This is a genomic window from Marinobacter sp. UBA3604 (assembly GCF_002375325.1).
GTDB classification, from domain to species: domain Bacteria; phylum Pseudomonadota; class Gammaproteobacteria; order Pseudomonadales; family Oleiphilaceae; genus Marinobacter; species Marinobacter salarius.
This window is the reverse complement of record NZ_DFMB01000063.1, coordinates 124,231-148,548: the sequence shown is the minus strand read 5'-3', so window position 1 is coordinate 148,548 and position 24,318 is coordinate 124,231. Positions and strand designations below refer to the sequence as shown.

Annotated in this window: 25 protein-coding genes; 15 read left to right on the top strand and 10 right to left on the bottom strand. The window is 56.1% G+C overall.

What is annotated here, in order from left to right:
- Positions 1-52: 52 nt before the first annotated feature.
- The gene (locus tag B2590_RS19080; protein ID WP_041334914.1) at positions 53-715 is read right to left on the bottom strand and encodes a transglutaminase-like cysteine peptidase; all 663 of its coding nucleotides are present in this window, start codon (positions 713-715) and stop codon (positions 53-55) included.
- Positions 716-723: 8 nt separating this feature from the next.
- Complete coding sequence (locus B2590_RS19075) at positions 724-1,386, bottom strand: type II secretion system protein N (RefSeq protein ID WP_075194812.1); 663 nt, start codon at positions 1,384-1,386, stop codon at positions 724-726.
- A 194-nt stretch (positions 1,387-1,580) separates the two neighbouring features.
- Between B2590_RS19075 and gspE the strand changes: the two genes are divergently transcribed.
- From gspE to gorA, 11 genes are all read left to right on the top strand, one after another.
- Positions 1,581-3,089, top strand: coding sequence for a type II secretion system ATPase GspE (gene gspE / locus B2590_RS19070; RefSeq protein WP_036207103.1), 1,509 nt, complete (start codon positions 1,581-1,583; stop codon positions 3,087-3,089).
- Between the two features lie 4 nt (positions 3,090-3,093).
- Positions 3,094-4,305, top strand: a complete 1,212-nt coding sequence (gspF, locus tag B2590_RS19065; RefSeq protein ID WP_041334911.1) for a type II secretion system inner membrane protein GspF — start codon at positions 3,094-3,096, stop codon at positions 4,303-4,305.
- A gap of 64 nt (positions 4,306-4,369) precedes the next feature.
- Positions 4,370-4,807, top strand: coding sequence for a type II secretion system major pseudopilin GspG (gspG, locus tag B2590_RS19060; RefSeq protein ID WP_164732128.1), 438 nt, complete (start codon positions 4,370-4,372; stop codon positions 4,805-4,807).
- On the top strand, positions 4,789-5,343 hold the full coding sequence (gspH, locus tag B2590_RS19055) for a type II secretion system minor pseudopilin GspH (RefSeq protein WP_052479533.1): 555 nt from the start codon (positions 4,789-4,791) through the stop codon (positions 5,341-5,343). The genes gspG and gspH overlap by 19 nt, the downstream gene beginning before the upstream one ends.
- Entirely contained in the window at positions 5,340-5,714 is a 375-nt protein-coding gene (gspI, locus tag B2590_RS19050; protein WP_036207111.1) for a type II secretion system minor pseudopilin GspI, read from the top strand. The genes gspH and gspI overlap by 4 nt, the downstream gene beginning before the upstream one ends.
- Positions 5,714-6,508, top strand: coding sequence for a type II secretion system minor pseudopilin GspJ (gene gspJ, locus B2590_RS19045; protein ID WP_227664091.1), 795 nt, complete (start codon positions 5,714-5,716; stop codon positions 6,506-6,508). The genes gspI and gspJ overlap by 1 nt, the downstream gene beginning before the upstream one ends.
- Positions 6,501-7,514 carry a type II secretion system minor pseudopilin GspK gene (gspK, locus tag B2590_RS19040; protein ID WP_159265640.1) on the top strand — a complete coding sequence of 338 codons (1,014 nt, stop codon included), beginning with the start codon at positions 6,501-6,503 and terminating at the stop codon, positions 7,512-7,514. Before gspJ ends, gspK begins: the two co-directional genes overlap by 8 nt.
- A gap of 77 nt (positions 7,515-7,591) precedes the next feature.
- Entirely contained in the window at positions 7,592-8,896 is a 1,305-nt protein-coding gene (gspL, locus tag B2590_RS19035) for a type II secretion system protein GspL (protein WP_091643784.1), read from the top strand.
- 4 nt (positions 8,897-8,900) lie between these two features.
- Positions 8,901-9,431, top strand: a complete 531-nt coding sequence (gene gspM, locus B2590_RS19030; protein WP_091643781.1) for a type II secretion system protein GspM — start codon at positions 8,901-8,903, stop codon at positions 9,429-9,431.
- Between the two features lie 22 nt (positions 9,432-9,453).
- Positions 9,454-10,119 carry a GNAT family N-acetyltransferase gene (locus B2590_RS19025; protein WP_041334903.1) on the top strand — a complete coding sequence of 222 codons (666 nt, stop codon included), beginning with the start codon at positions 9,454-9,456 and terminating at the stop codon, positions 10,117-10,119.
- Positions 10,120-11,514, top strand: coding sequence for a glutathione-disulfide reductase (gorA, locus tag B2590_RS19020; RefSeq protein ID WP_258955221.1), 1,395 nt, complete (start codon positions 10,120-10,122; stop codon positions 11,512-11,514). It abuts the gene before it with no gap.
- Between the two features lie 19 nt (positions 11,515-11,533).
- Here gorA and B2590_RS19015 read toward each other — a convergent pair whose 3' ends face one another.
- The 3 genes from B2590_RS19015 to B2590_RS19005 are packed head-to-tail and all read right to left on the bottom strand — an operon-like array spanning position 11,534 to position 16,678.
- Positions 11,534-13,477: an ATP-binding protein gene (locus B2590_RS19015; RefSeq protein ID WP_075194815.1), complete on the bottom strand. Its 1,944-nt coding sequence runs from the start codon at positions 13,475-13,477 to the stop codon at positions 11,534-11,536.
- Entirely contained in the window at positions 13,470-14,456 is a 987-nt protein-coding gene (locus B2590_RS19010) for an ABC transporter substrate-binding protein (RefSeq protein WP_041334900.1), read from the bottom strand. Before B2590_RS19010 ends, B2590_RS19015 begins: the two co-directional genes overlap by 8 nt.
- 35 nt (positions 14,457-14,491) lie before the next feature.
- Positions 14,492-16,678, bottom strand: coding sequence for a TonB-dependent receptor plug domain-containing protein (locus B2590_RS19005; RefSeq protein WP_199448643.1), 2,187 nt, complete (start codon positions 16,676-16,678; stop codon positions 14,492-14,494).
- 128 nt (positions 16,679-16,806) lie between these two features.
- On the opposite strand from B2590_RS19005, the gene B2590_RS19000 reads away from it, so the two are divergent.
- Complete coding sequence (locus tag B2590_RS19000) at positions 16,807-17,478, top strand: molecular chaperone DnaJ (RefSeq protein WP_036207134.1); 672 nt, start codon at positions 16,807-16,809, stop codon at positions 17,476-17,478.
- Here the strand turns inward: B2590_RS19000 and B2590_RS18995 are convergent.
- The 4 genes from B2590_RS18995 to B2590_RS18980 form a co-directional block, all read right to left on the bottom strand.
- A complete protein-coding gene (locus B2590_RS18995) occupies positions 17,449-18,453 on the bottom strand; it encodes a bile acid:sodium symporter family protein (RefSeq protein WP_036207138.1) in 1,005 nt (334 codons plus the stop codon). The two genes, B2590_RS19000 and B2590_RS18995, sit on opposite strands and share 30 nt — an antisense overlap.
- Positions 18,450-19,130: a FadR/GntR family transcriptional regulator gene (locus B2590_RS18990; protein WP_036207141.1), complete on the bottom strand. Its 681-nt coding sequence runs from the start codon at positions 19,128-19,130 to the stop codon at positions 18,450-18,452. Before B2590_RS18990 ends, B2590_RS18995 begins: the two co-directional genes overlap by 4 nt.
- An 88-nt stretch (positions 19,131-19,218) precedes the next feature.
- Positions 19,219-20,700, bottom strand: coding sequence for a flavin-containing monooxygenase (locus B2590_RS18985; RefSeq protein ID WP_228209647.1), 1,482 nt, complete (start codon positions 20,698-20,700; stop codon positions 19,219-19,221).
- Between the two features lie 78 nt (positions 20,701-20,778).
- On the bottom strand, positions 20,779-21,747 hold the full coding sequence (locus B2590_RS18980; protein ID WP_075194819.1) for a beta-ketoacyl-ACP synthase III: 969 nt from the start codon (positions 21,745-21,747) through the stop codon (positions 20,779-20,781).
- A gap of 186 nt (positions 21,748-21,933) precedes the next feature.
- Here B2590_RS18980 and B2590_RS18975 point away from each other — a divergent pair, with 186 nt between their 5' ends.
- The 3 genes from B2590_RS18975 to B2590_RS18965 all read left to right on the top strand — a co-directional run bounded on the left by B2590_RS18975 (position 21,934) and on the right by B2590_RS18965 (position 23,365).
- Complete coding sequence (locus tag B2590_RS18975) at positions 21,934-22,716, top strand: hypothetical protein (RefSeq protein WP_075194820.1); 783 nt, start codon at positions 21,934-21,936, stop codon at positions 22,714-22,716.
- Between the two features lie 91 nt (positions 22,717-22,807).
- Entirely contained in the window at positions 22,808-23,062 is a 255-nt protein-coding gene (locus tag B2590_RS18970; RefSeq protein WP_036207155.1) for a YdcH family protein, read from the top strand.
- A gap of 150 nt (positions 23,063-23,212) precedes the next feature.
- The gene (locus B2590_RS18965; protein ID WP_286810595.1) at positions 23,213-23,365 is read left to right on the top strand and encodes a hypothetical protein; all 153 of its coding nucleotides are present in this window, start codon (positions 23,213-23,215) and stop codon (positions 23,363-23,365) included.
- A 19-nt stretch (positions 23,366-23,384) separates the two neighbouring features.
- On the opposite strand, the gene B2590_RS18960 is transcribed toward B2590_RS18965, so the two are convergent.
- Positions 23,385-24,272 (bottom strand): LysR family transcriptional regulator, encoded by an 888-nt coding sequence (locus B2590_RS18960; protein ID WP_199448644.1) that lies wholly within the window; start codon positions 24,270-24,272, stop codon positions 23,385-23,387.
- Positions 24,273-24,318 lie beyond the last annotated feature (46 nt).

Sequence of the window (24,318 nt, the reverse complement as noted above, 5' to 3'; positions counted from 1 at the left end):
ACGCAGTGTCGCCTGGCGACAAGTCTTGTGTCTTATGCCGACAGCGGTGAGTCTAGCGAAGGCTGTCCACCATGCGATCATTGAGGCTCTGCCATTGCTCCAGTTTTCTCGCTTCTCCGATTCGTTCGGAGTCACCACTGGAACGGTTCAGCCACAGACCGTCACCGTTAAAACTGTAGACCGGTTCCAGGTCCTGCCTCTGGGACGCGGGTTTGATCTCGTTGATAAGGTTGTCGAGGATCAGTGGATCAGCGTCGGGCTCGGGATACCACGCCAGTACCATATGCGCCTGGTTCAGCTTGAGAGCTTTGACATAAACGATGCGGAGTTGCTCGTCGGGAACGCCCATGGATTTAAGGGTGAGGTATTTTGCGATGGAGAAGTCCTCGCAATCGCCGCCATTGGTGGTCAGCAGTTCAACAGGCGTCGCCCAGTAGTCTTCCTCGCCCCAGTGGGCAATGTCGCTGACAAACCGGACCCGGTTAAAGAAGGAATTCACGAGCCGGAGCTGGCGGTCGACCGCTGCCCGGGAAGCCATATCGTGAAGGTTTTGCCAGGTTTCCAGCCGGTCCTGGGCCTCCTGGCCGAATTCCGAACGCACGTAGGTCATGAGCCGTTCGCTGAGTTCGAAGGCGGCCACCGTTAACGTGATGACCATGAGTAGCATGGAAAGCAGGGAGCCGCTGCGGCGAGGATTCGATGCGGCCGTCTCCATGGCTGTCCTCAGTTGTTGGTTCTCAGGCGTTCGCGAAGTTGTTCCAGGCGCTGCCGGATTTCCTCGCGGCGTTGGTCGCTGGTGTCTGTGTTGGTGGAGGTAGATCGTCTGTCCACACCAGTTGGACGAATTTGAGTGCCACTGGGTTCCTCCTGCTCATTGGAGGTTTGCGTGGAAGCCATGGAGAGCCCCGTTCTGTCTTCATCTTCGGGAAAATAGAGGTTCTCGAGTTTGCCGCTGCGTTCAATGATGATGCGATTGGGGCGAACAGAACGAAGGGTCGCATTGCCAGGCAACTCATCACCCACCAGATAGGCTTCGGTGTTTCGCTTGTCGTCTTCAATCAACGCGCTACCAGGAAAGTCGCCCGAGGCGGCCAGCACACCGCGAAGAAACAGCCGCAGATTGGTTTCCGGCAGGTTTTCAGTATCGGGTTCCGTTTGGGGCGCCTCTTTACCGGGTTCTCCAAACAAGGCAAAAGAGGCCAGGTTTACCTCTGGCACCTTCCGGGTGTCGGTTTCCGCCATTGTCATGTCAGCAGTGGAAGTGGTGTCGCCGGCACTGGTTTCATTCTGCCAGAAACGAACGCCCTGCCACGCTGTCACAGTGATCATGGCGATGCCTGCGACGATGGTGAGTATCAGTGGTAACCTTGAACTGGTAAAAAGCATTGAATGTCCCGAAAAGAGCAGGTGTGGGCCGGCAAAAGGCTCACAGGTTATCAGACTGCAACGATTTATTGGCAGTATAGTGTATAGAGTTATTCAGCGGTTCCATATCCTATGGTAGCCTTTCTGAATTAATTGAATAGAAAGGGATTCCGGAACTTTTTTCTTCCCGCCCCGGCAACAAAACGAGGACGACCGTGGACACAGACACAGAACTTCAGCCGCAGGATGCTCCGCTGGGCCGTCTACCTTTCACGTTCGCCAAACGCAACGGTGTGATTCTGACACGTGACGACGATGGCGACCCTGTAATCCTGGTACGGCCCGGGGCGGGTCACTCAGCGCTGGCGGAAGCCAACCGCATCAGCGGGGGGCGTGCAAGGTTTTCTCCCATTGATCCGGCCCGGTTCGACGCCGCGCTGAACGCCGCCTACCAGAATGATTCCGCCGAAGCCATGCAGATGGTGGAAGGTATTGGCGATGATATGGACCTGGCGTCGCTGGCGGATTCGGTGCCCGAAACCGAAGATCTGCTGGAGCAGGAAGACGACGCCCCGATCATTCGGCTTATCAACGCCATTCTTACCGAGGCGGTCAAAACCAGCGCCTCTGATGTTCATATTGAAACCTACGAAACACGACTTGTGGTTCGCTTCCGGGTGGATGGTGTTCTGCGGGAAGTGGTACAGCCCAAGCGAGCGCTGGCGCCCTTGCTGGTGTCGCGGATCAAGGTTATGGCCAAGCTGGACATCGCGGAGAAACGGGTGCCACAGGATGGTCGTATCGCCCTGCGGGTTGCCGGACGTGAAGTCGACATTCGTGTGTCCACCATGCCGTCATCCAGCGGTGAACGGGTGGTATTGCGTCTTCTGGACAAGCAGGCCGGGAGCATTCGCCTGGAATCCCTTGGTATGGCGGGAGGCGATCTTAAAATACTGCGCCGGCTGATCTATCGGCCCTATGGCATCCTGCTGGTAACCGGTCCCACCGGTTCCGGCAAATCCACAACATTGTATGCGTCGCTGCAGGAAATCAACGATCGTAGCCGGAACATACTGACCGTTGAGGACCCGATCGAGTACAACCTGCCCGGTATCGGCCAGACCCAGGTCAACACCAAGGTGGATATGACCTTCGCCCGAGGGCTCCGGGCCATTCTGCGTCAGGACCCGGATGTGGTCATGATCGGTGAAATCCGTGACCTGGAAACGGCGGAAATCGCTGTTCAGGCCAGTTTGACCGGGCACCTGGTGTTGTCGACTCTCCACACCAACACCGCTGTGGGTGCGATTACCCGCTTGATGGACATGGGCATTGAGCCGTTCCTGATTTCTTCCAGTCTGGTGGGCATCGTGGCACAGCGATTGGTGCGCGTGCTCTGCAAGGACTGTTGTGAACCCTACACACCGAGCGAAGAGCATTGCGAATTTCTGCAGCAGGACCCGGCCAATCCGCCGACAATTCATCGCGCCAAGGGCTGCGAACACTGCAACCAGTTGGGGTATCGGGGCCGTATTGGTATCTACGAGGTGGTCGAGGTCAACGAGGAGATCAGCTCATTGATCCATAAGCGGGCAGGGGAGCTGGATCTCGAACACGAAGCCAGACTTCATGGCCCGAGCATCCATGCCGATGGCGTCCAGAAAATCCTGGATGGGGTAACCACGGTTGAAGAGGTCCTTCGCGTGACCCACCGGAGCAGGTAACTCCATGCCAGCATTCGATTACAAGGCACTCGACAGTCGCGGCAAACAGAAACAGGGCGTTGTCGAGGCCGATGCACCAAGGGCGGTTCGCCAGCAATTACGTGAACGGGGCCTGACGCCCCTGGCGGTGGAGCCGGCCTCGGAGAAACAGGCCCGGAGCAACCCACTGAGCAGCCGGGGCAGCCTGGCAACGGCGGACCTGGCTCTGGTGACCCGTCAGTTGGCGACGCTTATCCAGTCCGGCATCCCCATTGAACAGGCGCTTTCGGCGGCCGCCCAGCAGTCTTCCAAGCCTCGTATTCGCAGCATGCTGATTGCCATACGCGCCAAGGTCATGGAGGGGTACAGCCTGGCGGACAGCCTGGGTGAATTCCCACGGGCATTTCCACGGCTCTATCGCTCTACCGTGGCTGCGGGTGAACACGCCGGGCACCTGGATTTGGTGCTCAACCGGCTGGCGGACTATACCGAGGCCCGGCAGGAGGCTCGTCAGAAAATCCAGTTGGCGGCCATTTACCCAATCATTCTCAGCGTTGTGGCCATTGCCATTGTGGTGTTCCTGTTGACCTATGTTGTGCCGGACATCATCGAGGTGTTTGTAAAGCAGGGGCAGGAGCTTCCGGCGCTGACGGCCGCCATGCTGGCAGTCTCTGATTTTCTGGGCAACTACGGTATCTATCTGCTGATACTGATCATTATGGCACTGGTTGTTTTCCGGTGGTCATTGAAGAAACCCTCGTTCCGGCTCCGCTTCCATAAAAGCCTGCTGAACATGCCGCTGTTTTCAGGCATGGTTCGCGGTGTCAACACCGCACGCTATGCCAGTACACTGAGCATTCTGACCACCAGCGGTGTACCGTTGGTGGAAGCCATGCGTATTGCCGGTGAGGTGCTCTCAAATGACCACCTGCGTCAGGAGCTGCGGGATGCAGCAAGAAAGGTGAGTGAAGGCGGTTCCCTTCATCGCTCGCTGGACCAGACGGGGTACTTTCCACCGATGATGCTGCACATGATCGCCAGCGGTGAAGCCAGCGGCGAGCTGGACAGCATGCTGGAGCGGACTGCGACGATGCAGGAGAACACCCTGCAATCCAAGATTGCCGCCATCGTGGGCCTGTTCGAGCCGATGATGCTGCTGTTGATGGGCATGGTTGTGTTGATTATCGTGCTGGCAATCATGCTTCCGATCCTGAATATGAGCAACCTGGTTGGTTAGGCCAGGACCGGCAGGCCAACCCCATTTCCAAACCCAGAGATAGGGACAGATGAAGAGCGAAACAATGAAACATCAAATGGCACAACGGGGTTTTACCCTGATCGAAATCATGGTGGTCATGGTTATTCTGGGCTTGCTGGTAGCCATTGTGGCTCCCAACATCATGGGGCGAAGTGACCAGGCCCGCGTGACCGTCGCCGAAACCCAGATGAGCAACATCGCTAACGCGTTGGACCTCTACCGCCTTGATAACAGCCATTACCCGTCAACCCAGCAGGGCCTTGAGGCACTGGTGTCCAAGCCCAGTGGCAGCCCCGAGCCGCGGAACTGGAATCCGGAAGGGTACCTGAACAGCGTTCCCGAAGATCCCTGGGGTGCGCCATACCAGTATGTAAACCCAGGCACGGAAGGCCCTTATGATCTCTACTCGTACGGTGCCGATGGCCGAGAGGGCGGTGACGGTGATAACGCCGACATCAGCGTATGGAAGGTCAGGGACTGATAGTGCTCTCCAGGACGCGACAGTCGGGCTTCACACTGATCGAAATACTCGTTGTCCTGGTGGTGGTTGGGCTGCTCGCGGCGCTTGCGGTTATGTCGATGGGTGGTAGCTCGCGTGATCGCGAGATGGAAAATGAAGTACGCGAGCTCTACCTGCTGATGCAGACCGCCTCGGAGCAGGCGATACTGAACAATACTGAACTGGGCCTGATCCTCGAGGAAGACAGCTATCGTTTCGTCGCCTGGGAAGAGTTGAGTGGCGAATGGAAACAGCCAGCCGAGCGGATGTTCCGGACACGGAGTTTTCCGGAATGGATCACGGCGACTGAATACATCGAAAGCGATACCCCACGCCTGGCGTCTGACGAAGATGAACTGAGGCCGGATGTGGTGTTTTTCTCCAGCGGTGAAACCACGCCCTTTGAGATTGAGTTCCTTGTTGGCCGCGATGATTCCCGGATGCATACCATTGCGTCTGATGGCGTTTCTCCCTTGGAATGGCGCCATCCCGGAAGCGAGGAGGTCGAGGAAGAATGAAGGGCCAGCGCGGTTTCACACTGATTGAGGTCTTGGTGGCTCTGCTGGTTTTCGGCCTGATTGCCACCGCAGCCGCTGAGGTGGGTAGTCAGTATATTTCCAGCTATGAGCGGATTCGGGACAAAACACTGGCTGGCTGGGTGGCGGACAATCGCATCAACGAAATCCGGCTTCAGGAAAACCTGCCCTCTATTTCAGAGAACTCGGAAGACATCGAATACGGCTCGTATCAATGGCAGGTAACCACTGCTGTCCTTGCCACCGAAGACCCGTCCATTCTCCGTGTTGAGGTCACCGTGGCTCAGTATCGCGGCAACAGACCTGAGCCCGCCCCGATCCACACGCTGTCTGCGTTTATTGGTGAGAACTGATGTCGGCCCCCATGATCATTGCTCAACACAGGTCGCGTCCCTCCGCTCAAGCTGGCTTTACCCTGATGGAAGTGCTGATCGCGGTTACCATCACCGCTGTTATCGGCCTAGGGGTATGGCAGGTGCTGGGCAATGTGGTCTCGTCGAGGGACCGGGTCAACGAAGTCGCGGAACAGTTTGATAATATTCAACGCACCATGCTCTTGCTGGAGCGGGACATTACCCAGGTGGTGAACCGGTCCGCCCGTGACATTTACGGCGATTTCCGTCCTGCTCTGACCAGCCGTGAGGAAGAGTTTTCATTGATTCTCACCCGCCAGGGCTGGCGCAACCCACTGGGCACTCGCCGCAGCAGTCTGCAGCGGGTGGGCTGGGAATACACCGGGGATGAATTGCGCCGGCGGTACTGGGTAACCGTCGACAGGGGGCAGGAAGACAACAGCCAGGACCTTCTTCTGCTCTCGAACGTCACTGAGTTCACGGTTCGTTTTCTCGATGATCAGCGAAACTGGCGGGATGAATGGCCTGATGAAGAGAGTATGGCCAATATGACACCGGGTACGCGCCCCGATATTCCCTTACCGCTGGGTATTGAGGTCACCATTGAGCATGAACGTTTTGGAGAGCTGGTAAGAACCTTCACGCTTCCTGATTTTGACAACGACGTTGCCCAGGGTGTGGTGAATAGCGTCAACGATGCCGCAGACGATCAGGACGATGATCAACAACAGGATCAGGATCAGAATCCAAACCCTGGCCAGGACTCATCGGGGACAGGAGTGACGGGTGGCTAAGCATCCATTCATTGGTAGGCACGGTGGTCGCCAGAGTGGCGTTGCACTGATCATGGTGCTCCTCGCCATGGCGCTTGTGGTCATGCTGGCAACAGGCATGACCCAGCAGCAAAGCGTGCGGGTATTCCGAGCCAGCCACTACCTTGCCCAGCAGCAGGGGCACAGCGTGGCCCTGGGTGCGGAAGCCTTTGCCCGCCAGATTCTGGTGCGCGACTTTGAGGACGACAAGGAGAACAACCTCATGGTCGACAGCCTGGACGAATTCTGGGCAAAGAATGCCGCCATCCTCCCGCTGGACGACAACGGCGTGGCGGAGGTTCAGATTGATGATCTCGGTGGCAGGATCAACCTCAACGACCTGGTAAGCGCCAACGGGCAGGTCGACCCCATTGTTCGTGATCGAATCGCCCGTTTGCTCCAGGTGCTCGAAATCACCACGGTCAATGTCGATGCGCTGGTGGATTGGATCGACCCGAACGACCAGACCGTCAGCGCGTATGGGGCCGAGGACGGTCAGTACCTTTCTGCGGATCCGGCCTACCGGGCCGGCAATCAACCCTTTGTTGATGTTTCCGAGCTTCGCCTGATTGATGGTATGACCGAGGAAGCTTATCGGGCACTGAGACCACACGTAACGGCGTTACCGGTGACGGGGTTGGGCATTAACGTCAACACCGCGACGGCACCAGTGCTCAGGTCTCTCCATGAGGAACTGACACAGGCTCAGGCAGACGCTATTCTGGAAAGACGCACGGAAGAGCGCTTCGAGAATGTACAGGACTTCCTGGCACTGGATGAATTTGCGGGGCGGGGGATGAAACCCACTGGCCTCGGTCTGCAAACCCGTTTTTTTGAAGTAGTATCGCGGATTACCTACGATAACCGGGTTGCCAACCTGGTCAGCACGGTTTATCGAAGCCCGGAAGGCGAGATGCAAACCGTGTCTCGTGACACCGGGCAAAAGAATCGTATAACCAAGGAACCGTTCACGATCTCCGGGGAATAGGGAAGTCCGGAGCCGGAAAACCGTTACAAAAAGAACCGATAACCCCCAGAGGGTTTCGAAAAAGGAAACTGTTCAGAATGTCATATCGCCTCTACGTCAGGCCACGGCCACCGTTCGCGGACCCCGACGCCAACCCGGAAGCCCAGTTGTACAATTGGGTGCTGGTGGATGCCAGTGGAGATGCCCAGGCCCGGGGAACCGCGGATTCACGAGACACCATCGAGCAGACTCTGACCCAGAACGATCTCGATAACGTGTTGTTGGTGGGGCTCATTCCCGGCGATGAGGCGCTTTTCTGCGTAGCGGACATTCCCGCCAAACAGACGCGATTTGTTCATCAGGCGCTCCCTTACGCGGTTGAGGAGCAGGTTGCCCAGGACATCGAAAGTGTTCATCTGGCCCTGGGTAACCGCACGGAGAAAGGTTTTCGGGTGGCGGCCATAGATCACGGGCAAATGGCCGAATGGGTGATGATGTTCAGTGGTTGGAATCACCTTAAGCTGGATGCGATCTACCCGGATTCAAGCTTGCTACCGTTGACTGAGGGCGGCTGGTCGGTGTGCCTGGATGGCGATTCCGCCATGCTCTCCAGTGATCAGGGGGAGTGGCTCAGTGTTCATGCGCGAAATCTCGCGATGTTTGCACAGACGCTGGCGCTTCCGCCTTCTGATGAAGTCGTTGCCGAGGTGCCGGTGACGATTTATGGAACTGAGCAGGAATTTGAACACCAGCAGGCGGACCTGAGCGAGCTGAAATCGTCAGGGCGCCTGGTGGTTCGCGAGGAAACGCTGGAACTGATGCCGCTGGAACTGCTGGCACATTCCCACCATCATCACCTTTGCCAGCCGATCAACCTGTGCCAGGGGACCTACAGCATCCGCACTGGCAAATCGAGTGCGTTGGGCGCATGGAAGCCGCTGGTTGCCGTGGCCTGCGTATGGTTTGTGATCCAGATTGGCGTGGAAGTGGGCATGGGTTTCTACTATCAGCAGCAAGCCGACGAGATCCGGGAGCAGGCGATGGCGGTTTATCGTGAGGCCTTCCCGGGGGATACCAGGACCCATTCCGGTAACGTGCGCCGGGTTGTTGAAGGGCAGTTGCGTCAACTTCAGGCGGAAGGGCCAAACGCCGGTTTTCTCACGTTGATGAAGTACACGGGTGAACAGTACTCGAAGATTCCCGATTCACGCGCTGTCACCTTCAATTCGGTGAACTACAGCCAGAATCGCGGGGAACTTGTGGTCGATGTGCGCGCAGACAGCTATGACAAGCTCAGCACCCTAAGAAACGGCCTGACCAGTCGCGGATTGGAAGCGAAGATCGGCTCGGTGGTAAATGAATCCAATGGCGCCCGCGGACGCCTGACGGTTTCCGGAGGATAATGGCATGTTAAACAGGATCAAGGAGCAGCCAGCCGTCGGAAAGCTCATCGCCCAGTATGACCAGTTGCCTCGCAGGGACCAGCAGGCTCTGTCTGTTCTTGCGGTGGCCGTTCTCCTCGGCATTCTCTACTTCGGAGTCTGGCGCCCTGCCACGGGTTTCCACAACGAAGCTGTCGAGTCTAGGGAGCGTGCCACTGAACTTTTGGCGTGGCTTGAGGCTAATCGTCAGTCATTGGAGCGTCTGTCCAGTGCCAACTCGTCTTCGGGGGGCGCAGGTTCTGATACGCCGGTAGACGGTAGAGCACTTATGGCGCTGGTGACGCGCAGTGCCAGCGAATCAGGCCTTTCGCTTCAGCGCTTCGAGCCCAGTGGTGAGAACGCCATTCGCGTCTGGCTCGAGGGTGCACCGTTCACCGAGGTGGCCAACTGGTTGGAACGTCTGAACACTAGCCACGGTGTTCAGATAGATCAAGCGTCCATGGACCGACAGAACGATCCAGGGATCGTATCCGTACGTCTGACGTTAACGATTTGAGGCAGACACTGGAGAACATGTGATGAGTGACGGCACACAGAACAAGAATAGCCAGGAGCCAGTCATTGTTCGACTCGATGGAAGTGCCCGAAATGAGGCGATTTCCATATTAGTCCATGCGTACCGGGATGAACCGACGTTCCAGTACCTGTTTGATCATCGTCGGCCTGGCTATCAGCAGCGCGTGCGGGCCACGGTGCGGGAACTGATTGATCTCTATTTTGGTCTGAATCAGGATGCGGTGGGTGTGCTGGTGAACGATACACTTGTTGCCGTTGCCTTCATTGGCGAGCCGGAGCTCCGGCTGAACCTTGCGGAGCAGCTTAGCTGGCGCATTCGCATGGTTCTGACAGCCGGGTTTGCCTCTACCCGTCGTTACCTGGATTACCATGAGAAAATTCGGGAAATGCTACCCCAGCCTCTGGCTCACCAGTTGCCATTGATGGGAGTGAATCCGAACTATCAGAACAAGGGGTATGGGCGACTGCTGTTATCCACGGTTGAGAAGCTCTGTGCGGAAAATCCCCGGGGAAGCGGACTTGTCCTGGATACAGGCAACAGCCGCTACCTTCCGTTCTACGAGTCCGAAGGGTTCCGGAGCCTTGGCACCATTCGCCTGGGAAGCTTTGAGGATCACATACTATTCCGTGAGGTCCGCCCCGACGAACAGGCGGCGGTCTCCGGTTGAATGAACAGATTGTCGAAAAAGACAGGAGACGCTGTGTCTGACAGACAGGATTTTGATCTTATTATTGTGGGTGCCGGTTCCGGTGGTGTCAGGCTGGCACGCATGTCCGCTGCCAAGGGCGCTCGTGTGGCTGTGGTGGAATCGCGCTATCTCGGTGGAACCTGCGTGAATGTGGGCTGCGTGCCGAAGAAACTGTTTGTCTATGGTTCTCACGCGGGTGAAGACATCGAGGACGCTGCGGGCTATGGCTGGAACGTGCCAGGGGATCAGGTCAGTTTTGACTGGACCAGGCTGGTTGCCAACAAAAACGCCGAAATCGAACGTCTTAATGGTATCTATGGGCGCATGCTGGCCAATGCCGGCGTCACGGTTATCGAAGGCACCGCGACATTGAGCGATGCTCATACGGTGGTAGTGGGAGAGCGGTCTTATACCGCGAAGCATATCACTATTGCCACCGGCAGTTGGCCCGTGGTCCCGGATGTGCCAGGCAAGGAATGTGTTCTTACCTCGAACGAGATGTTCTATCTGCCGCAACTGCCGAGGCAGGCAGTGGTCTGGGGCGGTGGCTACATCGCGGTGGAGTTTGCCGGTATTCTTGCCGGGCTTGGCGTTGAGACAACACTTCTCTATCGCGGTGATCTGTTCCTCCGGGGCTTCGATGACGATGTTCGTGAGTTTACCGCTCAGGAAATGCGGAAAAAGGGCGTGGACCTGCGCTTTGGCGTCAATATCGAATCCATCGAGAGCGAGGACACTCACTACAACGTCAACCTGACCGATGGCTCCCGGCTGAATACCGGTCTTGTGATGGCGGCGACCGGGCGCCGTGCGTTGGTGGATGGCCTCGGACTTGAGGCGCTTGGGGTTCAGCTCAGTGCCTCCGGTCATGTGGTTGTGGACGATCACTTTCAGTCCGCCGTGCCCTCGATTACAGCTCTTGGCGATGTTATCGGCACCCCACAACTGACGCCGGTGGCGCTTGCCCAGGGCATGGTACTGTCCCGCCGACTGTTCGGAGACGGCCAGGGCGAGATGGACTATACCTGCATTCCTACGGCGGTCTTCTGCCAGCCCAATATCGGAACGGTCGGCCTGACGGAAGCAGAGGCGAGGGAAGCAGGGCATAAGCTCCGTATCTACCGGTCGGAGTTCAAACCGATGAAACATACCTTGAGTGGGCGGGATGAGCGGTCACTGATGAAACTGGTGGTGGACGCTGACACTGACCGGGTGCTGGGTGCTCATATGGTTGGGCCCGATGCCGGAGAAATAACCCAGGGGATAGCGGTTGCCCTGAAAGCTGGCGCGACCAAAGCGCAGTTCGACAGCACGATTGGTATTCATCCGACCTCCGCCGAAGAGTTCGTCACCATGCGCGAGCCCGTCGCGTAATCTTGCTAAAAGTCGCTGGTTACACCCGTATCCAGCGGCTGAGTACCGTTCTGAGGTGTTCTTTTCTCACAGGCTTGGCGAGGTAATCGTTCATGCCCGACTCTCGACAGCTGGTCTCGGTTCCCGGAAGGGCGTCCGCTGTCAGTGCGATAATCGGGGTTCCGCCCTGGCCGTTGCTCTTTTCCCATTCCCGGATGCAGCGGGTGGTTTCATAGCCGTCCATCACCGGCATCTGGCAATCCATCAGGATAACGTCGTAGCCGGAGTGATTGGTTCGAACCAGATCCAGTGCCTCCTCACCATTGGCCGCTGCGTCTGTCTCAAAGCCCAGCCGCCGGAGCAGGGCAGTGGCGACCCTCTGGTTCACCATGTTGTCCTCCACCACAAGAGCACGGGCTTGCTCGCCGCCGGTTTTGACAGGGCCCTGTTCCGCAGCCTCAACATGATCGACCCGGTTTGCCAATTCAAAGGGCAGCTCGAAGCGGAACTGCGACCCTTTCCCAATGTCGGTCTCGACTTTGACGTGACCGCCCATCAGCTCAACCAGCCTCTGGACCAGCGAAAGCCCCATGCCGGTTCCGCCATAACTGCGTGAATCACCCGTATCAAGCTGCTCAAATGAGTTAAAGATATCGTGAATTCGTTCAACAGGAATGCCGCAGCCGGAATCACTGACAGTGCAGTTGAGCACCAGGCAGTTATCCTCAAGAGAGAAAAAGCTGGCCTGTACTTTGATGAAGCCGTCGCCCGTGAACTTGATGGCATTATCGATAAGGCCCGCCAGGATCTGGCGCAGGCGCGGGGAGTCTCCCAGCACAAGCAGACGATCCGGCCAGTCTCCGATAAACTTGGTGGACAGCGCCAAACCCTGCTGCTCGGCGACATGACGGTAGCTGGCGGTGCAGTTGGTGATGAGCTCTTTCAGGTCAAACTCGCGGTTATCCAGTTCCAGCGTACCCCGGTCAATATGGGAATAGTCCAGGATGTCATTGATGACCGTCAGCAAGTCCTCAGTGGACTGCCGCGCCGTCTGGAGATAGTCCTTTTGCCGAGCGCTCAGGGCCTCATCGGTCACGAGTTCAATCATCCCCAGAACACCATTGAGCGGTGTCCGTAACTCATGGCTCATGGTGGCAAGAAACTCGGATTTGGCTCGATTCGCCATTTCCGCCCGTTCCCGGGCTTTTTCAGAAGAGGCCAGGGTCTCGTCCCGGGATGCCTTAAGGTTCCTCAGGTGCCTGGAGAGAGCATTGAGGCTTTCCTCCAGCTCCCGGGTTTCGCGGGTAGCGCCGGCAAGGCCTACCTCAACTTCCTCGTATTCCCGATTAATCAGTTTTGCAACCCGACGGGACAGGCCATGGATCGGTGAGACGATACTGTTCAGCGAGTGTTTGACGATTAGTAGCGTAAACAGCAGCAACGAAAACCCAACCGCCAGTGATGTCCAGAGGATGTCCTGCCGGCGTGCTGCGAGTTGGGCTTTGTTGACGCCCACCTGAACAGTACCGACGCGAAGCGCTCCTGACCCGAACCCGTAGTTGGGTTCGAACCATTCGGTCTGGCGATCTTCGCCCAGATCAAGCGGTTGCTGCAGTATCTCAGATTCGAAGACGTCGAAGGTCTCCTCAGCACTGATATTGCCCGGGTCGTCCGTGGAGACAAATCCAACCTCGTCGCCGACCACGTTGGAGACGCGTATCCATTGGGCGCGGCTGCGCCGCAGCGATTGCGACAGTATCTGTTCAAGGGACGCCGTGTTCCCCGAAACGACGGCGTATTCAACCGCCGGCGCAAGGCTGTCAGCCAGCATCTGACTGCTGTCAGCCAGGTCCTTGCGGGCGTCATCAAGCCGAGCAGACGTAAAGAACACCATCAATACGATGAACATGACGATCGCTGGAGCGGCACCCAATAGCAGCAGCTTCCGCGTGAGGGGGACTGGCCTGCCCATACGCTTACTCATCAGACGCCTCCTCGGACCCAGCCAACCGCTCGCTAATAGAGTTGATGATCTCCTGACGGTCGGGCAGCGGAATGTTCAGGGAACGCGCAACCTGGTCGTTTAGCTCAATTCTGAAGACATCGGGATAGGCGGGCGGGGGAAACTGACCATCACTGCGGTATTGTTCTATGTATTTTGCTGCGAGTTTGGAGATCTCGGTTAAAGGTGTATAGGTGGATGCCAGCGATCCCGCTTTGACATAAGCCTGACTCGGGCCGATGACAATCCGGTTGCGACGGTAGGCCGTCAACAGGATGTGCTTGATGGTTCGGGGGTTGTATATACCGCTGTCCGGCGCGGCCAGAATAAAGTCACCGTAGTTCAGCGCGTGAATGAGTGTTGGTATCAGGTCGTTGTCGGAACTGACGACAAATACTCGCGCCCGGAGCCCATAAGCTGGAAGTTCATCAACCAGGGACTCGTAGAGTTCGACGGTCTCGGGACGGGCAAGCATCGCCACCCGGGTGGCATGAGGCAGGATCTCCTTTCCAGCGACGGCCTGCCTGATTAATGGGGGGTTGTACAATATGCCTGAAACCGAACCTTCAGAGCGTCCCGCATATCCACTGATAAACGATTGATCCACAAGCAAAGCCAGGATAGGCACATCACGATTCTCTTGCCGAACTCGAGTAAAGGCTTCTGGCCCGAGCGTAATAACGGGCGTGGTTTTGTCCTGAGACGTCTGGCCGCTGCTGAAGGAGCGAATGTTGACGGTGCTGCCCAGCGCCTCCCTAAGAAGGGTGATCATGCGGCGGTTCAGAGCGGAGTTCTCGGAACCGGCCAGATACACCTGGGAACCCGACGAGGATTGCGCGTAAACAGGCTGAAAAGGCACAGACAACACGAAAAGCAGGAACAGTACGGCACCGCCCAGGGCGCGCCGACTGGCATGGCCGCCTGATTCTTTCCCCATTTTGGTGTTGTACGTTGGTTTCATACCGTCCAGGGTCGGGTATCGTCCGTGTGATGCCTTTAGAATCTTACGCCGACTTCAGCGAAGAACTGGTTATGATCCCTGATGATGTTATCAGGACTCAGATCCGTCGTGTCCTTATCCAGATAGTGTTGCATGGTAACGGCAAACTCATAGCTGTAGCCGGTTTTGAAAATGTGCCTTGCCAGCCTCAGGTCCAGACGTTCGAACTGTGAACGCCGGAATTCATCCGCAAAATAGAATGCCGCCGATGAGGTCAGGTTGAAAGGCAGATCCTGTATCCACGCAAAACTTCCTGAATGCCTGACTGACAAACGCCCCAACAGGTCAATGGCATATTGTTTGTCACCGGCATCACGATCATTGGCGCCGGTATAGCGGCCGTCCTGATCCAGATAAGCATAGCTCATCCTCAGTTTTGTATCGGGAAAGTCCAGTGACGCCTCTACTTCAAAGCCTTTCTGATCGAGTGCGACATTGTTGTCGATGGTCCAGTCTTCTTCATTGATGATACCGCTGATCATGTCCCGAAGCTTGTCGTTGAAATAGCGAACTTCCAGTGACAAGGTGGAACTGTCCAGATAGTACTGGCCAAAATAGCTTATTTCCCGGGAGATTATGTGCTCTTCTTCAAGTGTTTTACCATACGTCGACGTGGCGGGGTCGACCAGATTCGCGACCAGGAATCGTTGCCCTTCAAGAAACGTGTACGGTGGCTGAACATTCCTGGGACGATAGGACCAGTCCGGATTCTGTTCGAACGCATCCGGTGTGCGTACTGCCTCGGAGTAGACAAATCGGAGCGTGTGGTTGTTGGCCAGGATGAAGTTGGCCGCCACCCTGGGTGAAAAGTAGCCTTCGTCCGTGGTGGTGGTTTTTTCCCAGTTGCCGCCGGCGTTCAGGGTGAGCCAACGTAAAGGCGAGTACTCAAGGTTCGCAAAAACCTGTGACTGGTAGTTGTTACCGCGGCCATTGAAATAGGTCTCTGATCGATAGGTATCCTTACGATAACCAAGACCCGATACCAACTTCAGATCCCGGTTGAACAACAGGGTATCCTGGATTTCGAACTCCAGGCGGGATTCCTCAATGTCTTCATTCAAATTTGCCCTGAAAGGGTCTACTTCGTTGGCAGTGCAGGGTTCGAGATCAAAGCTGTTTCCCTGAAGAATATTGTTAAAGGTATCCCCGGGAATGCATATGCTCCAGCGCTGCCGCCGATCATAGTTCTGGAAGCTGGCCTGAACATGATAGAAATGGTTTTCGGAGGTCGTCACGTTCAGGCGGGTTTGTAGATAGTAGTCGTCGACGATGATGTCAGGATGGTCATCGGCGCCGAGCTTACCGTTCTTGATCTGGTCCTCCTCATTGACGCCATCCACCACACCGCCGCGCAGGTCCAAACTGTATTGGCTGTTCAGGAACAAACTGCTGTCGTAGTTAAAGGTGTTGATGTCATAGCCATCATGGAAAGGGTAGTAGATGTCGTCGTCTACTTGCTCGTCAAAACCGTCAGATTTGCGTTTCTCGTAGGCCAGTCGCCAGTTATAGTCACCTGAGACGTTGCCGGCGGAACCAAACACCCGTTTATAGCCTCTGGAACCGGTAATGGCGCGGGTTTCAACGCCGGCCGTATCCTCGGGCGCGCGGGTGATGATATTGATGGTTCCGAGGAAGGCATTGATGCCATACGCGGCGCTGTTTGGGCCGCGGCTGACCTCGATTCGTTCTATCAGCTCCAGGGGAACCGGCATGGTATTCCAGTCCATGTCGGACAGGTTAGGGCGGTATGACGTACGGCCATCGACCTGAACCTGCAATCGGCGCTGCTCATAATGTACAGTACCGTGGTAACTGGTCACCGGGTTGTTGCTGCCGACCTCCGCGACGGTCATGCCGGGGACCAGGCGAAACACCTCCACCAGGTTCATGATGCCGAGATCCCGGATCATTTCGCCGGTGATGATGGTGGTCGTGCCGGGCACACGTGACTTCGGTTGCCTGAGGCGGGTTGTGGTCAGCACCTCTGGAATTCTGGAATCCATTTCAAAGGCTTCCGGTGAATCACCAAACGCTGCCAGCTGGAAGATTTGGTCGTTGCTTTCCTCCGCTACCACCGGAACAACGGCAATGAACGTGCCCGCAAACACCGACATCAGGCGACTGCGATAAGTATCAGGGCGAACAAGCCCCGGAATTTTAATGAGATAGGTCGTAACGGGCATGAGTGTCGTTTTATACTTTGCCGAGTGTGGGATTTTTTATGGTGAACGCTTTTTTCATATCCTAGGTGACCAGATTACATTTGTCTCTCTAAAATTTAATGAAAGTCTGATGAATGAGTTACAACTCTATGAATTGTTGGGAAGTATTGGGTATCGAGCCCACCGGTGATCATGCCCGTATCAGGGCGGCATATGAGCGGCAGGAAAAGTTTGCCTCTGGCGAGGAACTGGAACGGCTGCGGCAGGCTTTCAAGGAAGCAACGGGCGGGGAACCGCAAACGGACAACAGTCCATCCGATGCCGGTAATGAAAGGCGGCCTCAGGTTGCTGAGACCCCTGCGGCAGTGAGGCAGGAGGACCAGGAGTTGGATGCCTCGGAACGACAGGTGGTACGAGAGGTGGTTATCCAGGTCCGAGCCTTGCTGAATGATTCAAGTCGCAGCAAGGACGCGCAGATCTGGAAAGCCATTCTTGGAGAGCCTCCTGCAGATCAGCCTCATGTTCGCAAGGAAATTGCCGACGCGCTGGAACCCCAGGTTCGGCCGATGGCGGAAAACGGCAGCTTCCCGGCGCCGGTTGTGCAGTTTCTGGCGGGGTGGTTCGACTGGTATAGCTTGCGGGATGCACATGCCCACGACGCTGACGAGGACGACATGGAGGCGGAAAAGTCAGCGGGGGATCAAGAGCCGCAGGAAGAACTGCCGCCCCAGATGGTTAACTTCTGGCCAGCGGTCATCGGCTGGATCGTCGGCCTGGCTGTATTGGCTACCTTATTCAGTGGTATGGGGGGCGGCGGCTGACGCGGCCTCAATCCTGCGGCGATACGCCTGAGCCAGCATGGCTCCCACAATGACCTGAATCTGGTTGTAGCACATGATAGGCAGCACGATCATGCCAAACCCGGGGTGCCCGGAGAACAGCACCTTGGCCATGGGCAGGCCGGACGCCAGACTCTTCTTTGAGCCGCAGAATACCACGGCGGCCTCGTCCTCCAAGCTGAATCCAAGCCGGCGAACCACAAACATCGCCAGTACCATAAAAAATCCCAGTAGCGCGAAGCACAGCACGATGGCCAGCAGAATCGCCTTCAACGGCAGGTTCTGCCACAGGCCACTCGCGACCGAATGGGAAAAGGCGGAATACACGATCAGCCAGATCACACACTGGTCATAGCGGGAGGTGAGCGTTTCATTCCGAGCCAGGAAACCACCCAACAAGGGGCGCAGGCCGTGGCCAACCGCAAACGGAAGAAGCAGTTGTAGCACAATGTCTTTGAGCGCCTCCGCCACCGAAAAGCCACCGTCGCCCGACGTGCTCACCAACAGTAACAGCAGAAATGGTGTCAGCATCATGCCAAAGACATTGGATGCAGCAGCGCTGCAGATGGCGGCAGGCACATTGCCCTTGGCCATGGCGGTATAGGCAATCGAGGAAGAAACGGCCGACGGCAGCACACCCAGATAGAGGAATCCCAGCCCCAGATCAGGCGGCATCCACTGAGGCGCAAAACGACTGATTTCATTGATGGGTAATGCCACGAGGGGAAAGAAAACAAAGGTGAAAGCGGTAATGATGATGTGCAGGCGCCAATGGGTGGCCCCGGCTACGATCTGTTCACGTGAAAGCGCCGCGCCATGAAGGAAAAACAGGAGTGCCACGGCCACAGTGCCTGCAGTTGCCAGGGCGTTGGCGGCATCACCACGCACCGGCAGGAACGTGGCAAGGACAATCGCACCTAACAGCAATAGCGTGAAGGTATCGAGCCTGAATTTCATGGATGCTTCTTCCCCAAGGCTTTAAGGCTCGGCTGGAGCAGCGCCCTCGACAGAGTTTCCGCCTTAACGGAGTCCTGTCGTCGGATCGCGGCGAGTAGCAGTTCATGATCCTCCTGGGAAGGTTCAGGAAGTCCTGAATCGAGCTCGGTCAGTTCAATGGTCTGTGCCACCGAATTGGCAAAATAGTCGTACAGCTCCGACAGGGCAGGGTTGTGTGACGCTGCGACCAGGGCTGTATGAAACGCATGATCGTGACGGATTCGGCTTTCAACATCGTCACCGGCTTTCGCCCGCTCATCCAGGGCGAGCGTCATTCTCTCCAGGTCCTTGGCGTCCCGGCGTTCCGCAGCGAGCTTCGCAGCCTCGGTTTCCAGCATGATCCGTACTTCGAGCTTGTCTCTTAACTGGGCCCGGTTGATTCTCCGCAGGGTTTCTCCTGCATCCTTTGTGGCTCGAACGTAGGTGCCATCCCCCTGACGTGTCTCCAGCATGCCGACATGCACCAGGACCCTGACCGCTTCACGAACGGTGTTACGGCTCACGCCGAGGGACTCCGACAGTTGCGCTTCAACGGGCAGCCGTTCGCCAATCGCCCAGTGGCCTTTTTCAATGGCCTGGCGCAGGCTTTCTATGGCGGTTTCGACGAGAGAGCCCTTGGAGATTCTGGCGAGCTGCATGTTTAAGATCCTGATAAATGATGACCCAATCATCCTATGAATATGCCGGGGCTGTCAAATGGACAAGCCTGGAGGGAGCAAAGAGAGGCTAAACGGAGGGTTGCAGGAACTCGTAGTCGTCCGGGTTCACCTCCCGCGTGGCCTTGCGGTAAGTGAAGGTGAAACCGGGCCAGTTCACCGTGTTCTTGCCATCGCTGTCCAGGTACCAGGAATGGCAACCGGATTCCCAAACGCTGTCTTTAAGCTTTGTCTGAACGCCCTCCGAGAACGTTCTAAGCCGATCTGGTTTTACATCCATAGCCGTGCCGGGTGTTGCGCTCAATGTATTGATACAACCCAGCACATACCGGACCTGGGACTCCAGCATGTACACAATGCTGTTGTGGGCGAGGTTTGTGTTGGGCCCGTAGAGCATGAAAAGGTTGGGAAACCCGGACACCGTAATGCCCTTGTAGGCCTCCGATCCAGTGGCCCAAGCCTGGTTGAGCGACGCGCCGTTGCGGCCGGTGATCTCCATCGGTGACAGGAAATCCGAAGCCGCAAATCCGGTCCCCAGGATTATCGTGTCCAACCGGTGCAGAGCGCCGTCGGTGGTAATCAGGCCTTCCTCCACGACACGCTCTATACCAGTGGTGACGAGCTCGACGTGAGACTGATCAACGGCTGAATACCAGTCGTTGGAAATCAGTATCCGCTTGCAGCCGATCTTGTAGTCCGGAATCAGATGCCTGAACTTCTCGGGATCGCGAACCTGGTGTTTGGCAAAGCGCTTTGCCTGCCAGGCAAAAAGCTCGAGCAAGCTGTTAAAGCGGGTGAACGCCAGGGCGCGGCTTTCATTCTTCCAATAGATCAGAGAGCGGTAGATGCGGTCCCAGGCCGGAACCTTCTGGAACAGTGCCTGCTCCCATTTATAGAACGGTCGGTCGGGTTTCGGCAGCACCCAGGCAGCGGAGCGCTGGAAAAGGCTGAGAGCTCTTACCTTTGGCACTATTTCCGGCACGAATTGAATGGCGCTGGCACCGGTGCCAATCACGCCAACATTCTTGCCACTCAGGTCGTAGTTATGGTCCCAACGGGCGGAATGGAACGTCGTGCCTGCAAAGGTATCCAGGCCGGGAATATTTGGCCATGCTGGCTGATTCAACTGGCCGGTAGCGGTAACAATGATATCGGCTGTCTGAGACTCTCCGTCGGTAGTGGTGACGGTCCAGGTGTTGGTGGCTTCGTTGAAAACCGCGCTGGCGACTTCGTTATTAAACTGAATATGCCCCGCCAAATCATATTTCTCAACGCAGTGCTGCATATAATCAAGAATTTCCGGCTGCAATCCGAACTTTCTTGACCAGTCGTGTTTGGGCTCAAAGGAGAAGGAGTACAAGTGAGACTGAACATCACAGGCCGCACCGGGGTAGGTATTATCTCGCCAGGTGCCTCCAACCCCGGACGCCTTTTCCAGGAGGGTAAAGGTTTCTATTCCGGCATTCCGGAGCTGGATGGCCATGCACAGGCCGCCAAAACCGGTGCCAATGATGATCACAGACGGTGTGGTACTGCGGACACTCTCGTTCACGGAATCTTCCCTTTGACGTTATTATGGGAATTCGGATACCGGGTAGAGTATACGTCTGACGCGACTTGCGGTAGATGGTCAGAACCGGATTAACGCAGAACCCCATGTAAACCCGCCGCCAAAGGCTTCCAACAGAAGCACCTCATTTTTCTGGATGCGACCATCGCGAACGGCAACGTCCAGCGCCAGCGGAATTGACGCAGCAGAGGTGTTACCGTGCTTGTTGACGGTCACCACCACCTGGTCCATGGACATGTTCAGCTTGCGAGCCGTGGCCGCGATAATCCTCAAATTCGCCTGGTGCGGTACCAGCCAGTCCACATCGGATTTCTTCATCTGGTTGGCTTCAAGGGTTTCGTCCACAATTCTGCCCAGGGTGTTCACGGCAATCTTGAACACTTCATTGCCCTTCATGTGAACATGGCCTTTGCCGGCCCGAACCTGGTCGAAGCCATCGCCAATACCAAAGGGTACGTGGAGCAGGTCTTCGTATTTGCCGTCAGCATGGATGTGGGTCGAGAGAATGCCGGTTTCCTCGCTGGCCTCCAACACTACGGCGCCGGCACCGTCACCGAACAGCACACAGGTGCCTCGGTCTTCCCAGTCCAGAATGCGGGAGAACAGCTCTGCGCCAACCACCAGAACCTTCTTGCTGCTGCCGGTTTTGATGAACTTGTCAGCAACCGATAGCGCATAGACAAACCCGCTGCAAACAGCCTGGATATCGAAAGCCGGGCAGCCATGGATATCGAGTCTCGCCTGTAGAATGCACGCCGAGCTGGGAAAGATCTTGTCAGGGGTGGATGTGGCGAACACAATCAGGTCGATGTCGGCAGGCTGAAGTCCGGCGGCTTCAATGGCCCTGCGGGATGCTTTTTCAGCAAGATCGACGGTGGTTTCACCTTCTACAGCGATGTGTCGCTGCTCAATGCCGGTACGCTCACGAATCCACTGGTCGCTGGTGTCGACGATTTTCTCCATGTCTTCGTTTGTCATGACATTCTCAGGCAGATAGGAGCCCGTGCCGACAATTCGCGCGTACGTCATGTGCTAGTTTCCTCAGGTGAACGGATCAATACTCAGATTCTTTCAATCATCCTATACCGTATTGATCGCCCCCAGCTATTAGCGTTTTGTCAAAGATGAGCGGGAGATACCCCGGAAAAGCTGGTACTCAGCCTGTAATCAGCTATACCTGTAGACAGGAACTCTTGTTGTGAAGGAGTGCTGCTGATGACAGACCTTCCCCTTGGTATGAAGTATTACCTGCTTATTCTCACCTCAAGCCTGATTGAAGACCTCAATGACTATGGCGTCAAATGGATTGCGAACGAACCGGGCATTGCGATTCGTGACGTTGAAAAGGCGTTTTTCTGTGCCCGGGCCCTCGAAAGCAGGATGCCGGACGAACCTGGCCAGGCGGACCCGCGCCTGTGGCCGGAGCTTATGAAATCTATCCATACCATTCGGCGCGTCCTGGATGTGGTCGAGAAAACCACGTTCGATGCCGTGATCGCCGAGGCCCTGGAAACCACGTCCGATATCGCGCGAGCAGATATCAAGCACGTCTTCGAACAAAAACGGGAAGCGGGGGAGGTGGATTTCCGTCTTCACGGACTTCTCAACACCAAACCGGATTCCGGCAAACCGGACCCTGCAGTGCGCGAGGCCTTCATGCTGAAGCGGGCACGTCGTTTTCAAAGCTTTATGGCGTTCGACGGCGCCACACTGAACGACGACGAGAAGGTGATATTGAATGATGCGCAATCGGTCGCCCGCCACATAATGGATGGCGACCGTGATAACCGTCGAATTGATGCACTGCTCGTTATGGGCGCCGTGCTGATTGAAACGGCCAGCGTGAGACCAAAAGCCAGGATCCCACGACTGATCCGGGAGAGCTTTGATCGCATGGCCACCAAGGCTGCGATGGCTCTCGGTGCCATTGTCTATCGTGACGAGTATCTTGAGTTTAAAGCTACTCTCGGATTGGAGCGGCTTGATTCGGATTTATAGGGAGCTGCTTTATACCGTTTTAACGGTTCACAACTCCCGATGATGAATGGCATCCTGACTAACCACTCTGCGAAAAGAAGGAGACGAGGTAATGGGCATTTCCAACCACGAACTTCATAACGAATTCCCTCAGTTTGGCGAATTGATCGACGAACTGAGAAAGAACGACCCGACGTTCCAGCACCATTTTCGGCAGTACGCAGAGCTGGACCAGGAAATCGAAGGCCTGGAACGCAGGGATGCCCCGATCGGAGACGATCAGTTGCACCAGATGAAACAACAGCGACTGCAACTGAAAGATGATCTGTATAAGACGCTTGTAAAGAAGTCGAACGGGGCGGCATAGGTACAAGTTGCTAGGCTCAAAGGCCCCAAAACAAGGCCTCGTAGTGGTTTCCAAGTATGGGGCCGGACAGGAATCATCCATAAAATAGGTAACTACTTAAAACCGATTACGGTTTAACCCTTTGTTGTTATCGATAGATGGATGATTGAAATGAAAAGAGCCGCATCACTGTACAAAGGGTGGAGAACGAAGCGTAACTTCCTCCACCTGGTCCTGACCATGGAACCCCGTCTTCTGAAGGACGTTGGTTACCCACCTGAGCTTGTTGCACAGCGTCTGGATACACCGTTCTGGAAGTTCTGATCTGTTATAAAACAGATGACTATAGAGACATCCTTAGAAACTGGATGAACTCCTTGGCACGCCTTGGCAGGTACCGCCGATCCGAATACATTGCGTAGATCGAGCGGGGTACCGGCTCCGCGCCAAGCTTTAAATGCTGAAGCGTGCCGGCTCCAAGTTCCGCGGCCACATAGTCGCGAGGCACCATTGCGATGCCCAGCCCCTCTTTTACCGCCTCGATTAACATCATGGAGTTGTCCGCAACCAGCGGACCAGCGACGCTGACAGATTTTGTCTGGCCCGAGCCAGTCGAGAGCAGAAACTCCCATCGCTTTGCATCTGAGCTCATGCTGTACATAAGGCATTGATGGGAAGGCAGATCATCGATCGTGGCGGGCACACCTGCCTCGGCCAGATAACCTGGTGACGCCACCAGAATACGATCGAGCGACCCCAGCCGCATTGCAACAAGCGATGAGTCTTCCGGTGCTTCTATCCCCCGAATGGCCACATCAACGCCGCTTCCAACCAAATCGGTAAGTTGGTCGCTCATCTGTAGCCGAAGGGACAGCGACGGGTGTTCTTTCTTGAACTGGAGAATTAACGGGCTGAGAACCTTGATGGACAAGGAAACCGGGCTGGCAATAACCAACTCGCCCGACAGATCGCCGGTATCAGCAACGGAATCGAGCATTTCGCTGGTCTGCTCAATGATAGAAAGGCAATAGGTGTAGAATCGCTCGCCTTCGTCCGTAAAGCTGATCGTACGGGTATTGCGGTTGATCAGCTTCGAGCCCGTCCAGGATTCGAGGAACCGGACGTACTTGGATATAACTGCATTCGAGCACTGGAACTCGTCGGCAGCAGCCGTAAACGAGCCCAGCTCGTAAATTCGCTTGAAATACTCCACACCCTTGAGGCGATCCATGCCGGCGCTCCACATCAGATCTTGATTGATGAGGGAATTATACAGG